This window comes from Micromonospora carbonacea (assembly GCF_014205165.1).
In the GTDB taxonomy this organism is placed as follows: domain Bacteria; phylum Actinomycetota; class Actinomycetes; order Mycobacteriales; family Micromonosporaceae; genus Micromonospora; species Micromonospora carbonacea.
This window is the reverse complement of record NZ_JACHMZ010000001.1, coordinates 6,457,248-6,470,295: the sequence shown is the minus strand read 5'-3', so window position 1 is coordinate 6,470,295 and position 13,048 is coordinate 6,457,248. Positions and strand designations below refer to the sequence as shown.

Genomic DNA, 13,048 nt, shown 5'->3' with positions numbered 1-13,048 from the left:
CGGGGCCTTCCCGTCAGGACTCGGACATCCTCCGTCGGTAGACGATCAACAAGGCCACGCCGGTGGTGAGCGCGATCCCGCCGATGCCGGTCAGGAGGGGCAGCGACGCGGCACCGTCGTTACCCCCGGTCACCGGCAGCGCTGTGCGGCTCGGGGTGGGGTATCCGGTCGGTGTTGGCGTGGGCTGCCCGGTCGGGGTGCCCGTGGGCTGGCCGGTTGGCGTGCCCGTCGGTTGGCCGGTCGGGGTGCCCGTGGGCTGGCCGGTCGGGGTGCCCGTGGGCTGGCCGGTTGGCGTGCCCGTCGGTTGGCCGGTCGGGGTGCCCGTGGGCTGGCCGGTCGGGGTGCCCGTGGGGGTTGTGGTTGGGGTGCCCGTCGGCCCGAGGCAGACGGGCTGGGTGATGGTGTTGGTGTCGAGGGTGACGGCGCCGGTCTGGGCCAGGGCGCGGCCCTGGAGAGTGGCACCGGTGTTCATGGTGATCGAAGCCTGGGCCAGGATGTTGCCCACGAACTGCGTGCCCGTCCCGAGCGTCGCGGAACTGCCCACCTGCCAGTAGACGTTGCAGGGTGAGGCGCCGTTGATGAACACCACGCTGCTGCCGGAGGCAGTGATGAGTGTGGACTCGATCTGGAAGATGAACACGGCGGCCGGGTCGCCCTGCGTGTTGAGCGTCAGGGTGCCGGTCAGTTGCGCGGCACCGATCCGGTACACCCCGGGCGTGAGCGTGGTGCCGCCGAGTTCCGCGGGGAGGATGGTGAACGGGGTCCGGCCGGCGGCGTCGTTGTAGGCGGTGGTGAGGTCGTTCTTGGCCTGGAGGGCGACGGCGTCGCCGAGGTGGATCTCGCCGGCCACGACGCCCGGTGGGAAACCCGGCGCGGTGTTGCCGGGATGGACGCCGAGGCTCTGTGCCAGGAAGCTCGGCCCGGTGTTGGTCACCGTGGAGCCGGCCAGCACGGAGAAGTTCGCCGCCGTTCCCAGGTTGACCGGCGCTTCCGCGGCGCTCGCGCCGGTGCCGCTGAAGATCAGCACAGCTACGGCGGCGCCGGTGGCGGTGACGGCTGCGAGCGCCGGCAGTACCGCGCGGCGGAGTCGTCGGACTTTGGTGCGTGTCACGATGTGGCCCTCTCGTGGTGCGCCTCGGGGTTCCCGCCATCACGGCGGCTCCCCGATGACACCGGTTACATACTATGCGTAACCGGACTTTGACACACTAAAGCGTCTTTTGCTCCCAAAGGTCCAAATTTGCTAGGGGTCAGCCTGGGTGTTCGTCTCGACCACCCAGCCGGACCGGTCGTCCGGTCAGAGACTGCCCAACACCCGGGTCACGGCGATCTCGATGACGACCCGCTGCGGGTTGGGGCGCGGGACGCGGTAGCGCTCGGCGTAGCGGCGCTCGGCCTCGGCGACCGACGCCGGGTCGGCCCGCAGCACCGCCCGGCCCTCCACGGTCAGCCAGCGTCTCCCGTCGACGTGGCAGACCGCCACCGGGGCGCCCGCCGCGCCGGCCGCCGCGACGTGCCGGGCCTTGGCCGACGTGCCCGACGTGATCACCCGGGCCAGCCCGGCCGCCGGGTCGAGGGTCATCCCGACCGGTACGACGTGCGGGGTGCCGTCCGCGCGCAGCGTCGTCAGGGTGGCCAGGTGCCGTTCCCGGCAGAACGCGAGGACCCGTTCGTCGTCGATGCCCAGCCGATGGTCGCCCGGCATTGTCCCGCCCCCGTCCGATCCGGCCGCCCTGCGCGGGCCCTGTGCGGTTCCCGCACGCGGGGCCCGGCCCCGATCATGGCACGGGTTCAGCCGACCGGGCGGCGGGTCCTGCCCTCCTGCGGCCCGGGCTGGCCGGGGAGCTGCCGCTGGGCGGCACGGCGCTGCCGGACCAGTCGGCCCAGGTAGAGCAGGGCGGCGGCGAGCACCCCGATGTCGTCGAGGTAGATCGGGTCGGGGAGCGCGTCGATCGGGAAGATCGTGTAGGCCAGCGCGCCCCAGAAGGCGACCTTGCCGCCGACGCCCAGCGTGCCGAGCAGCTTGCGGGTGCGGACCACCCGTACGGCGAGCACGACGGCCCCGACGAGCGTCGCCGCCGCGAAGAGGCCGACGACGACCAGCAGCCAGGTGCGCTCCGTCATGCGCCCACGCTAGCCGACGCCGGGTAAGGAAGGGCCCCCTGTTAACGCCCCCGGTCGAGAAGGGTCCCCTTCTCACCGCGGCGGCCGGGGCGGCACGCCGGCCGCCGGGGCCGTGCTGCCGGAGGCGGCGCCGGCGGAAGCGGCTCGCCCGGGGCGGCTCAGGCCGGGACGGCGGCCCGGCCCCGCGCCACGGTCGGCTTCTGCCGGGCGACCACCGGCATCTCCCGGGTCTGCTCGGCGGCCGGCGACGGCTCGTCGGCGACCCCGGGCAGCAGCGACGCCTGCTCCTGCTGGGCGGGCACGGTCGCGGCGAGCGCCTCGTCCCGCAGGCTGCGCGCGGCGACGGCGGCCTGCTCGGCGGCCCGCCAGGCGGCCTGCTCCCGCTCCCGGGCGGCCTCCTGCCGGGCGCGCAGGTGGTCGCGCACGGCCCGGCGCAGCACCAGCTCCTGGTCGACCGGGTGCAGCCGGGGGTCCCACCCGTTGCGGTGCGCGAACACGTCGCTGAGCTGCTCCTCCGACAGCTCCCGACGCCAGTACGCGGCCAGCGCGGCCCGGTGCAGGTAGCGCTCGCGGTCGGCGTACTCGGCGGGGGTGCGCCCGGTGTGCGGGCGGGGCAGGGCTGTGGCGGCGGCCAGCCGGCGGACGTCGTCCTCCGCCGCCTCGTACGCCTGCCACGCGGCCTCGACCTCGTCCTGGGCGGACAGCCACTCGGCCCGCATCCGGCCGGCGGTCGCCGCGGCCCGTTCCGCCGCGGTCGCCACCTCGTCGGCGTACCGGCGGTGGGCGCGTTCCTCGGCGGCCTCCTCCAGGAGGCTGGGCATGGCGGCCTCGCGGATCCGCCCGCCGATCACGGAGCGGAACAGGTCGGGCCGGGCGACCAGGCCCGCCACGGCGACGACGGCGAGGACGAGCAGGGCCAGCCAGATCGCGGCGGCCCGGGGCACGTCGAGCAGGACGGAGGAGAACGCGGTCTGCATGAGGGGCACCTCGGAGGGGACGAAGTGGACTGACGGTCGGGGCCCGCGGTGCGGGCGGGGCCGCGCGTCGACCGGTGCCGGACGGTCGCCGCCGCGGTCGTCACCGGGGCGGGACGGCGGGCGGGTCGTCGGCGGCGCGGGGCGCGGCCGGCGGTGGGCTCGCGGCGGGCCGGTGCGGTGCCGGTGCGGCGCTACGACGCCGGGGCGGACCGGATCGGCGGCTGGTGGCGGCCCGGGTCAGTGCCGGGGCGGCCCGCGCCGGACGACGCCGCCGCCGGTCGGGTCGACGGCGGTCCGGTCGGCCGGGGCGGCCGTCACGGGCCTGCCCGCCGGGGCGGGGACCGGCCGCCGCGCGTCGCCGACGCCCGGGCGGGCCTGCGGGGCGGCCGAGTCGGCGCGCGGCCCGGCCGGCGCGTCGGGGCCCAGCGAGTCGACCCGGCTGGCCACCACGACGGGGCGGGCCGGTGCGGCCGCCACGGCGGGAGCGCCGGGCCCCAGGGCGGCGACCCCGCCGAGGCCGACGGCGAGGACCAGGGTGGTCAGCGCGAGGCGACCCAACTCCCCGATGCGGCGCAGCGTCGAGCGCCACGAGCGGCGCGACCCGCGCAGCGTCGCCGGCAGGGACGGCCTGGCGAACGCTACGGACTGCACGACACCAACCTATCGCCGTTGCGGCCCGTCCGCAGCCTCGCCGGCCGCCCCGGCTGGTGACCCGGGCCACGACCCGGCGCAGTGGGACAGACTCGTCCCGTCGGGATACGACGGTCGCGCCGCCGCCGGATGCATCGACGGCCATGAGAAGGCCGACAGTTTCCCGGCGGCGCCCCCGGGCACCTGACGGGCAGCGCGGCCCCGCCGTCGCCCGTGGGGTGCCGCACCCCACGGTGGAGCGCAAGACCGGAGGAGACCCCATGGGAGCATGTCGACAGGTGGCGCACGCCGTCGCCGCCACCGCCCTGCTCGTGGCCGCGACGGTGGCGGCCACCGGCGCGCCCGCGAGCGCCGCGCCCTCGGTGGACACCGCAGCGGTGACCCCGGTGGCGGCGGTCGACCTCCAGCGCTACGCCGGGGACTGGTACCAGATCGCCGCGCTCCCGGCGATCTTCGAGCTCCAGTGCTTCAAGAACGTGCAGGCCCGGTACGACGTCCAGCCCGACGGCACCGTCGGGGTGCGCAACACCTGCCGGACGATCCTCGGCACCACCAGCGCGGTCACCGGCCGGGCCCGCAGCGAGAACCCGCCGGCCAACTCGGTCCTGACCGTCTCCTTCCTGGAGGTCGGCGGGCACTGGCTCTACTTCGGCGGGCCGAACTACGTGGTCATGGGCCTCGACACCGACTACGGCTGGGCCGTCGTCGGCGACCCGGAGCGCCGCACGGGCTTCGTGCTGTCGCGCGGGCCGGCGCTGGGCGGGGCCGACCTGGCCGAGGCGAAGGCGGTGTTGACCGCCAACGGCTACGACCTCTGCGACTTCCGCACCACCCGGCAGGACGGCGGGGCCGACGCCGGCAGCTTCTGCTGACCGCCCGGCCGGCCCGTCGACGCCCGGCCCGCAGGCCGGGACTCGACGGGCCGGCTGCCCGCCCCCGGGCGGGCGTGGGTCGGCAGGCGCGGGGAGCGACCGGGCACGGTGCCCGCCGGCTCCCGGCCGGTGTCACTCGGTCCGCAGGCCCTCCGGCCGGGTCAGCCGCCACAGGGCAGGCAGGCTCGCGCCGGTGACCAGCAGCACCACGCCGCCGCCGAGGGCCGCGCCGAGGCCGACCACCGGCCAGCTCACCGAGACCGGCGCGCCGACCATGCGCAGCAGCACCGCACCGAGGCCCAGGCCGAAGGCGACGGCGAGGCCGAGCCCGACGAGCACTGGCACGGCCGCCTGCCACAGCACCGACAGCCCCAGCGTGCGGCGCGGGGTGCCGACGGCGGTCAGCATCGCCAGCAGGCGGCGGCGCTCCCGCAACTGCTCCAGCACGCCGACGAGCATGCTCGCGCCGAGCAGCAGCAGGGTCACCGCGACGCCGGCGACGAGGCCCCGCTTGACGTTGACGAACTGGGTGGCCTGGCGTTCGTCCGCCAGCGCGAGGACCTGGGCGTGCAGGTCCACCTCGGCGGCGGTGTTGCGGACCCGCTCCAGCGCGTCGGGGTCGGCCGGGTCGAGGCTGATCAGCGCCTGCGCGCGCAGCCCCGTCCAGGCGGCGTCGGCCGCGCCGGGGGTGACCAGCAGGCCCGTGCCGGTCCAGCCGACCGGGTCCGGGATCGCCGGCACGGTGGGCAGCCGCCGCGGCAGGGTCCAGGCCGTGCCGTTCGGGCCCACGGTCACCCGGCCGCCGGGACCGAAGCCGACGAGCTGCGGTTCGCCGGCCGGCGGCTGGACGAGGAAGACGTCACCGTCGGCGCAGGAGCCGAGCCGCGCGTACTCGGCCAGCGCGGCGCAGTCGCCGATGCGTACCTCGGCGGTGCGGTCGGCCGCGCCCCTGCCGAGCGCGAAGGTGCCCGACGTGCCCGCGCTGCGGACCACGCCGGGGACGGCGGCCAGCCGGGCCAGCGCCGCGCCGGGGTCGGCCAGCTCGGCGAGGTTGACGAACACCTGGGCCCGGGAGGTGTCCTGGCCGGTGCGGGTGGTGAACCGCGCCTCCACCCCGGCGACGAGCATCTGCAGGCCGATGCTGCCCGCCACCGCCACCGCCACGCCGCTGACCAGTCGCGCGGAGGTGGCGCTGTCCAGTTGCAACCGGCGCACCGCGAGCTGCCACGGGACGGGGCCGCCGCGCAGCCGGCGTACGGCGAGGTCGACCAGCCAGGGCAGCAGGGTGACCGTGCCGACCAGCAGCAGCACCGCCCCGGCCGCCACCTGGTAGTCGGCGGTGTCGGCACGGCCCTCGCCGACGCCGGTCAGCGGGTAGAGCAGGGCCTGCCCGGCGGCCGGCAGCAGCAGCCGCCACCACAGGCGGCGACGCACGGTCGCGCCCTGGCGGCTCACCCCGAGGGGCTCGACCACGACCCGGCGCAGCGCGACGAGCGCCACCAGCACGGCGAGCACCGGCACCGCGACCGCGACCGCCGCCACCAGGGCAGGGGCGGGGCGCAGGTCCGCCGCGTACACGCTGATGTCGCGGAGGGTGACCAGCGGGGCGAGCTGGCGGCCGGCGGCGAACAGGACGCCGCCGATGGCGAGGCCGAACACCGCGCCGGCCGCCGCCTCTCCCGCGGCGATCCGCCGGATCATCGCGGTGTCCGCGCCGAGCAGGCGCAGGGCGGCGAGCCGGCGGTCCCGGCGGTCCCCGCCGAAGCGGACCGCCGCGCCGACGAAGACGACGATCGGCAGCAGCAGCACCACGACGACGACCACGACGAGGACCATCAGCACGGGCGAGAACTCCTCGCCGGGCTCCCCGCCGCCGAAGCTGTCGCGCCGCACGGCCCCCTGGTCGGTCAGGTCCGCGCTGCCGAGATAGAAGGCCAGCTCACCCGGGCCGGAGAGGCCCTGCGCGCCGATCGTGCCGGTGACCTGCGCGCCGCGGAGCCGGGGCGCGAACAGCGGGCCGTCGGGCGAGTCGAGCAGGTCCCGGAGCGCCGGGGAGACGACCACCTCGCCGGCCCCGGGCAGCCGGGTCAACCCCGGCGGGACCGGCGCGGCCGGCCCCTCGGCGCGCACGATCCGGCCGCGCACCGGATGGTCCCGGAACTCGGTGTCGGCGAACGCCAGCAGCACCGTGTTGGCGGCCGCGGCCTGCTCGGGTCGCCACCCGGTGTCGTTGCGGGCCTCGGTGCGGACCGCCCGGGCGTCGAGCGCGCCCGGCACGGCGGCGGCCAACAGCAGCATGGCCACCCCGATGCCGACGCCGAGCGCGGTCAGCGCCGCCCGCGTCCACCCGTCCCGGCCGCCGGTGACGGCCATCCGCGCGCCCAGCCACAGGTCGGCCAGGACCCGGCCGCGCCGGCCCGGCGGTTGGACCCCGGTCACGCCGCCGCCTCCAGGCTGCGGGTGCGGCCGTCGCGCACCACGACCTCCCGATCCGAGTACGCGGCGACCCGCGCCTCGTGCGTCACCAGGACCACGGCGGCACCCGTGTCCCGGGCCGCCCCGGTCAGCAGCCGCATCACCCGCTCGCCGTGCAGCGAGTCGAGCGCGCCGGTCGGCTCGTCGGCGAAGATGACCCGGGGGCCGGTGACCAGCGCCCGGGCCACGGCGACCCGCTGGCCCTGCCCACCGGACACCTCGCCGGGGCGCTTGCCGGCCACCTCGGTGACCTCCAGCCGGTCGAGCCACTCGGCGGCGCGCCGCTCCGCCTCCCGCCGGCCGACCCGCTCCAGCCGCAGCGGCAGGGCCACGTTCTCCAGGCAGGTCAGTTCGGGCACGAGCTGCCCGAACTGGAACACGAAGCCGAACTGCCCCCGCCGCAGCGCGCTGAGCTCCCGGTCCGACAGGGTGGTCAGGTCCGCGCCCCGGTAGCGCACCCGCCCGGAGTCGGGGCGGACGATGCCGGCGAGGCAGTGCAGCAGGGTCGACTTGCCGGAGCCGGACGGGCCCAGCACCGCCAGCACCTCGCCGGCCCGGACGGTCAGCGACGCCCCGGCCAGCGCCGGGGTGGGGCCGAAGGCCCGGTGCAGCTCCTCGGCGACGAGCAGCTCCTCCGCCGGGGTCCCCCGGTCGGCCGCCGCCGTCGTCCCGCCGTCGGCGCGTGGGCCCGTCGCCGCTGCCCCGCCGTCCACGCGCGGGCCCGTCATCGCCGCACCGCCTCGGCCAGCTCGTCCAGCCGGGCCGCCGTCAGCTCCAGCCAGCGCAGGTCGGCCTCCAGGTGGAACAGGGCGTGGTCGCAGATGAGCCGCTCGGCCAGGTCGCCGGAGTCGCGCCGCCGGGTCAGCTCGCGCATCAGCCGCAGGTGCTCGGCGCGCTGCGTGTCGAGCAGGTCGGCGGCGGAGCGGCCGGTGAGCAGCGCCAGCACCACCTTGGTGTAGAGGACGCTGTGCAGGTACGGCTCGGGCTTCTCCGGCTGGGACAGCCAGCGCCGCACGTCGGTGACCCCGGCCTCGGTGATCGCGTACCGCTTGCGGTCGGGGCCCTCGCCGGCCTCGACCGAGTCCACCTCGACGAGGCCGTTGCGCAGCAGCCGGGACAGGGTGGCGTAGACCTGGCCGAAGTGCACCGGGCGGGCCTGGCCGAAGCGCTCGTCGTAGGCGCGTTTCAGGTCGTAGCCGTGGCGGGGGGTGGACTCCAGGAGCCCGAGGAAGGTCTGACCGATCGACATGGCCGCGACTATACACACCACGTATACACGCCGTGGATAGGCAGGTCGGAAGAGGGGCCCTCCCCGTCGGAGAGGGCCCCGCAGCCTTTAGCGGCAGCCTTGCGCGGCGGAAGCGTCAGCCGGCGTCGAGCACCGGCGGGACCCCCGGGTCGCCGTCCCGCCAGACCATGTCGTCCTCCGTCAGCCAGGTCAGCCGCTCGTCGGACTCGTCGTCGTCGGCCCGCCCGCGCCCGCCCAGCACGCCCGTGCGCCCGCCGCCGGTGCCGTTCGCGCCCGCCCGGCCCACGCCCGTGGCGGCCCGGTGCTCCGCCCCCGCCAGGCCACCCGCCGGCCGGGCCGCCACCGTCGCGCCGGTGCGGGCCGACCCGGCCAGGGAGCCGGTGCCGCCGCCGAGCACGCCGACCGACGCCCCGGCGGGCGCGCCGAAGAGCAGCCCCGCCCCGGCCCCGGCCCCGGCCCCGGCCGACGCGGCGGCCGTCACGCCGCCCGCCGCGCCCACCGGGCCGGCCGACAGGCCGCCGTCGAGCGGCACGGCGCCGGCGAGCGACGTGCCCGTGTCGAGGCCGGTGTCGCCGGCCCCGGCCGTGCCGCCCGGCGACACCGAGCCGCCGTCGTCCCCGCCCGGCTGCTGCGTGTCCGGCCCGTCCGTCAGGTTGCCCGGGGCGTCCAGCCATGCCTGGCCCGTGGTCGGGGTGCCGAAGCCGCCGCCCGGCGCGCTCCGCGGCGCGTGGGCCCCGGGACCGGCCGACGGCGTCGACGTGCTGGTGCTCGGGTCGTACGGCAGGTCGCCGTCCGGCGGCGGCGGATCGACCAGCCGGCCGTACGCCGATAGGTCGTAGCCGGCCGCCAGCTCGGCGACCACCTGGACCATCCGCCGGTGCGCCTTCTCCTGCTCGGCCTTGTCCTGCTCGTGCCCCAGGAAGCCGCCGACGATCGCGCCCGGCAGGCCACCGGTGAGGCCGCCCGTGATCGCCCCGGAGACCGTCTTGTCGTGGTCGTCGGTCTCGGCGGGGCTCTCCGCCTCCTTCTGCGCGGCCCGCAGGTCGGTGGCCATCAGCGTCAGCCCCTGACGCACGTCGGCCATCCCCTCGGAGAGGGACGTCGAGTAGTCGACGACCAGCGACACCCGCCGCTGGAACTCCCGGCCGGCGTCGCCCGTCCAGCCGTTGGCCAGCTTCTCCAGGTCGGCCCGCAGGTCGCGGGCGAGGTCGTCGAGGGTGCCCTTCATGGAGCTCCAGCTGCTGGCGAGGCCGTCGATCTGCTCGGGGTCGCCGGCCCGCACCGCGTCGTAGAGCCGCTGGTGGCTGACGTCCTCGTAGCGCGCGGTGTATTCAGACACGAGGGTCGTCCCTCCCGTTCAGCGCGTCGTCGACCCCGGTGAGCGCGGCGGCGATGTCGGCGGCGTTGGCCGCGTTGCGCGCCTCCGTGGTCCGGTAGTTGGTCAGGATCGTGCCGGTCGCGCTCTGCGCCGCCTTCACCGCGTCGCGCAGCCGCTCGACCCGTTGCGCGTAGCTCGTCTGGAGCGCCGAGTAGCGGCGGGCGTTGCTGGTCGCGTCGGCGAACGTGCCCAGATCCGGCGGCCGGCACTGCAACTCGGTGGTGAGCTTCCTGAGCACGGCCTCGGCCTCGCTGAGCCGCGCGGCCAACCGTCGCTGGAAGTCCTCCAGGGACAGTACGTCGACTGTCGTGCGCCCGGTCATGGCATTCCCCGTACGTCGTCGATAACCGTTGGCGAGGATCAGGTTAGTGGACGGCGACCAGACCGGGCGACCCGTGACGACGCCCCACGGCGGCCCCTGCGCGCCCGGGCGGCAGCACCGAGGTGCCCGCCAGCAGCGGTTACGCGCCCGCCGGCAGCGGCTACGTGCCCGGGGCGAAGTAGGCCAGCGCGTCCTGGCGTTCCAGGGCGGGACCCGTCGGGATCAGGGCCAGCAGCGACGCGGGCACCGCCAGCGGCTGAACCCCGCCGTAGCCGAGGGCGGTCAGCGCGTCGCCCGACCGGGTGCCCAGCGGGTGGCGTACCCCCTGGGCGGTGACCAGGTAGACCGTCGAGCCCGGCGCGCCCGCGCCGCCCTCCCCGGCACCCGGCGCGGCCTGGACCAGCACGCCCCGGCCGCCCGGCAGCAGCACCTGCTCGGCGGTGCGGACCGCGTCGCCGGCCCCCTGCCGGACCGGGTTCCCGGCCGGGCCGGTCAGCTCGGTCGGCGCCCGGTCGAAGATCTCCAGGGTGGTGGTGGGCGGCGCGTCGGCCGCCGACCGGCGGTAGGTGGCGCAGAGCACCGTCCGGCCCGCCTGCACCGGGTGCAGCGCCGGCAGGGTGCGCGGCGTGCCCTCCGCCTCCACCCGCTGCCGGGTCAGCAGCCGGCCGGCCTCGTCCGGGGTGATGTCGGTGATCCGGCCGCCGTCGCGCAGCAGCAGCAGGGCGCTGACCTCGCCGATCGACGCCAGCCCCTCCCGGGTCAGCACGTAGTGCTGGCCGGCGGCCCGGAACACGTCGCCGACCTTGGCCGGCCCGTCGCCCACGGCCTGCCGGCCGGTCTCGCCCTCGCCGGGCAGCTGCGGCTCGCGGAGCACCGGCCCCGCCGGCACCGCGTTGAGCAGCTGCTCGCCGACCGTGAGCGTGGTGGCCCCGGCCATCCGCAGCGCGGCGGCCGCCGGGTCCCCGCCGGCGATCCGCAGCCGGGCGTCGCCGGTGAGCAGGTAACGCCGGCCGTCCACGGTGGCCAGCACCGCGCGGTCGCCCAGCGGCGTGCCGCCGGCGAGCGGCCGGTCGATCACCAGGTGGGTGGTCGACCGGTCGGGGGCGGCCGGGTCCGGCACGTCGCAGACCGACCAGGGCAGCCCGACCAGCGCCTTGCGGTCGGGCAGCGCGTCCGGCGCGCCGACGATCCCGATGGTGCGCCCGCGCGGCCGGTCCGCGATGGACGCCCGCGACATGGTCCGCACCGTCGGGTCCGCCGCGTCGAGGACGAGCCGGGCCGAGGCGTAGTTCAGGGTCGGGTGCAGCAGGCCGTCGACGTAGACGTACGTCGCCCCGGTCTCCCGCTCGATCACCAGCGTGTTCGCCTCCAGCGGCGCGGCGTTGCCGGTGAGCTGGCCGTACGCGCCGACGCCGCCGAGCACCACCGCCGCGGCGACCACGCTGCCGACCACCGCCAGCCCGAGCCGCCGCATCGGCAGGTTCGTCGTCTCGGGGTCGCCGGAGAGCAGCGCGGAGACGATCCGGCGGGTGACGAAGCGGTACGCCTGCACCTGGTCGCGGCGGGTCCGCATGAGCTACCTCCGGCGGCGGGTCGGGCCGCGACGATCGAGCCCGACGACGGGGTGGGCCGTGGCGATCAGGTCCGAGCGTCGCCACGGGCTTCCCTACGATAAGGGGCCGCCGGCCGGTCACCGGGGCCACCGCCCGGGGACGGCCTCACCGCCCGTCCGGGACGGGAGCCACCACCCGCGCCGGCTGCCAGCAGACCCGCTGTCGAGAAGGGACGCCGCCGATGACGCAGGTGCAGGCGCCACCCGGTCGCCCGGCCGCCGGCCCGGCCGATCCGCCCGCCCGGCCCGCGCCGCCCGACCGCGCGGTGGTCCCCGCCGACCGGCGCAGCCGGGGCCGGCTCGGCCCGGTCGTCGTCGGCCAGCTCGTCGTGGCGGAGCTGGCCGCCGTGGCCGGCTACGCCGCGCTCGGCGGACCCACGTGGCTGGCCGCCGTCGTCGGGGTCGTCGCGGTGGCGGCCGTCGCCGCCGCCTTCGCCCGCCGGGGCGGCCGCTGGTGGTACGAGGACCTGCTGCTGCGCCGCCGGCTGCGGCTGCGCCGGGAGGAGGCGCGGGCGGCGGCCGGCGGCGACCCGGGCGACACCCGGCTGGCCGTCGTCGCCCCCGAGCTGACCATGGTCGAGCTGACCGAGCGCGGCACCCGCCTCGGCGTCGGCCAGGACGTCCGGGGCTGGTTCGCCGCCGTGGCGCTGGACCCGCCCCCCGGCGCGCCCGCCGGCTCGGTCGACGCGGCGACGGTGGACCGGGCCCTGGCCGTGCTCGCCGACTTCACCGCGCCGGTGTCGCTGGCCCAGGTCGTCTCGCACACCCTCGTCTGGTACCCGGCCCCGGGCGCGCCCCCGGCCGCCCACCGCACCGTCTGGGTGGCCGTGCGGCTGTCGGTGCGCGACGCCCGCACCGAGGCGGTGACCCGGGGCGGCGGGACGCTCGGCGTGCACCGCACCGTCGCGGCGGCGGTCGGCCGGCTCGGCAAGTCGCTGCACGCCGCCGGCCTGGGCCACCGGGTCCTGGGCCGGGACGAGCTGCGCGCCGCGCTGCTCTCGGCGGCCGGGCTGGACCTGACGCCCGAGCCGCAGGCGGAGACCTGGACCGGGCTGCGCGGCGGCGGCTGGACCCAGCGCTGCCTGGCCCTGCGCCCCCGCGCCGGTGCCACCTGGGGGCCCCTGGTGGACGCCGTCACCGCCACCGCCGCGCCGTCGCACACGTTCGCGGCGGTGGTCCGCCCCGGCGACCGGCCCGGCCCGCCGCTGCTGCGCGTCGCCGCCCCGGCCGACCACGTCGGGGCGCTGGTCGAGGTGGTCCGGGACGTCGCCCGCCGGGCGGGCGTCCCGGCCCGGCCGCTGGACGGCGAGCACGGCCCCGCCGCCTGGGGCACCGCCCCGACGGCCCGCCGCGTCCTCGACCACCGCCCCGACTGAGCCGCGACGGGG

At 77.5% G+C, this 13,048-nt stretch carries 13 protein-coding genes; 2 read left to right on the top strand and 11 right to left on the bottom strand.

The window, feature by feature from the left end:
* Positions 1–13: 13 nt before the first annotated feature.
* The 5 genes from HDA31_RS26945 to HDA31_RS26925 form a co-directional block, all read right to left on the bottom strand.
* The gene (locus HDA31_RS26945; protein ID WP_246384297.1) at positions 14–1,111 is read right to left on the bottom strand and encodes an ice-binding family protein; all 1,098 of its coding nucleotides are present in this window, start codon (positions 1,109–1,111) and stop codon (positions 14–16) included.
* 186 nt (positions 1,112–1,297) lie between these two features.
* Positions 1,298–1,705, bottom strand: a complete 408-nt coding sequence (locus HDA31_RS26940; RefSeq protein ID WP_178063083.1) for a TIGR03618 family F420-dependent PPOX class oxidoreductase — start codon at positions 1,703–1,705, stop codon at positions 1,298–1,300.
* A gap of 86 nt (positions 1,706–1,791) precedes the next feature.
* Positions 1,792–2,124 carry a YkvA family protein gene (locus HDA31_RS26935; RefSeq protein WP_178063084.1) on the bottom strand — a complete coding sequence of 111 codons (333 nt, stop codon included), beginning with the start codon at positions 2,122–2,124 and terminating at the stop codon, positions 1,792–1,794.
* Positions 2,125–2,282: 158 nt separating this feature from the next.
* On the bottom strand, positions 2,283–3,101 hold the full coding sequence (locus HDA31_RS26930) for a hypothetical protein (RefSeq protein ID WP_178063085.1): 819 nt from the start codon (positions 3,099–3,101) through the stop codon (positions 2,283–2,285).
* Between the two features lie 237 nt (positions 3,102–3,338).
* Entirely contained in the window at positions 3,339–3,752 is a 414-nt protein-coding gene (locus HDA31_RS26925; RefSeq protein WP_178063086.1) for a hypothetical protein, read from the bottom strand.
* A 260-nt stretch (positions 3,753–4,012) separates the two neighbouring features.
* Here HDA31_RS26925 and HDA31_RS26920 point away from each other — a divergent pair, with 260 nt between their 5' ends.
* Entirely contained in the window at positions 4,013–4,624 is a 612-nt protein-coding gene (locus HDA31_RS26920; RefSeq protein ID WP_178063087.1) for a lipocalin family protein, read from the top strand.
* A 132-nt stretch (positions 4,625–4,756) separates the two neighbouring features.
* Here HDA31_RS26920 and HDA31_RS26915 read toward each other — a convergent pair whose 3' ends face one another.
* The 6 genes from HDA31_RS26915 to eccB form a co-directional block, all read right to left on the bottom strand.
* Positions 4,757–7,063, bottom strand: a complete 2,307-nt coding sequence (locus HDA31_RS26915) for an FtsX-like permease family protein (protein WP_219824986.1) — start codon at positions 7,061–7,063, stop codon at positions 4,757–4,759.
* Entirely contained in the window at positions 7,060–7,827 is a 768-nt protein-coding gene (locus HDA31_RS26910) for an ABC transporter ATP-binding protein (protein WP_178063088.1), read from the bottom strand. The genes HDA31_RS26915 and HDA31_RS26910 overlap by 4 nt, the downstream gene beginning before the upstream one ends.
* Positions 7,824–8,348: a PadR family transcriptional regulator gene (locus HDA31_RS26905; RefSeq protein ID WP_074475210.1), complete on the bottom strand. Its 525-nt coding sequence runs from the start codon at positions 8,346–8,348 to the stop codon at positions 7,824–7,826. The genes HDA31_RS26910 and HDA31_RS26905 overlap by 4 nt, the downstream gene beginning before the upstream one ends.
* A gap of 115 nt (positions 8,349–8,463) precedes the next feature.
* A complete protein-coding gene (locus HDA31_RS26900) occupies positions 8,464–9,687 on the bottom strand; it encodes a WXG100 family type VII secretion target (protein WP_178063089.1) in 1,224 nt (407 codons plus the stop codon).
* Positions 9,680–10,048, bottom strand: a complete 369-nt coding sequence (locus tag HDA31_RS26895) for a hypothetical protein (RefSeq protein WP_178063090.1) — start codon at positions 10,046–10,048, stop codon at positions 9,680–9,682. The genes HDA31_RS26900 and HDA31_RS26895 overlap by 8 nt, the downstream gene beginning before the upstream one ends.
* A 160-nt stretch (positions 10,049–10,208) precedes the next feature.
* Entirely contained in the window at positions 10,209–11,621 is a 1,413-nt protein-coding gene (eccB, locus tag HDA31_RS26890; RefSeq protein ID WP_178063091.1) for a type VII secretion protein EccB, read from the bottom strand.
* Positions 11,622–11,842: 221 nt separating this feature from the next.
* Between eccB and HDA31_RS26885 the strand changes: the two genes are divergently transcribed.
* Positions 11,843–13,036: a type VII secretion protein EccE gene (locus tag HDA31_RS26885; RefSeq protein WP_178063092.1), complete on the top strand. Its 1,194-nt coding sequence runs from the start codon at positions 11,843–11,845 to the stop codon at positions 13,034–13,036.
* Positions 13,037–13,048 lie beyond the last annotated feature (12 nt).

Excerpts from the sequence above, each read along its gene's own strand:
- HDA31_RS26940 (WP_178063083.1), bottom strand. The coding sequence starts at position 1,705 with ATGCCGGGCGACCATCGGCTGGGCATCGACGACGAACGGGTCCTCGCG.
- HDA31_RS26935 (WP_178063084.1), bottom strand. The coding sequence starts at position 2,124 with ATGACGGAGCGCACCTGGCTGCTGGTCGTCGTCGGCCTCTTCGCGGCG.
- HDA31_RS26930 (WP_178063085.1), bottom strand. The coding sequence starts at position 3,101 with ATGCAGACCGCGTTCTCCTCCGTCCTGCTCGACGTGCCCCGGGCCGCC.
- HDA31_RS26920 (WP_178063087.1), top strand. The coding sequence starts at position 4,013 with ATGGGAGCATGTCGACAGGTGGCGCACGCCGTCGCCGCCACCGCCCTG.
- HDA31_RS26910 (WP_178063088.1), bottom strand. The coding sequence starts at position 7,827 with ATGACGGGCCCGCGCGTGGACGGCGGGGCAGCGGCGACGGGCCCACGC.
- HDA31_RS26905 (WP_074475210.1), bottom strand. The coding sequence starts at position 8,348 with ATGTCGATCGGTCAGACCTTCCTCGGGCTCCTGGAGTCCACCCCCCGC.
- HDA31_RS26895 (WP_178063090.1), bottom strand. The coding sequence starts at position 10,048 with ATGACCGGGCGCACGACAGTCGACGTACTGTCCCTGGAGGACTTCCAG.
- eccB (WP_178063091.1), bottom strand. The coding sequence starts at position 11,621 with ATGCGGACCCGCCGCGACCAGGTGCAGGCGTACCGCTTCGTCACCCGC.
- HDA31_RS26885 (WP_178063092.1), top strand. The coding sequence starts at position 11,843 with ATGACGCAGGTGCAGGCGCCACCCGGTCGCCCGGCCGCCGGCCCGGCC.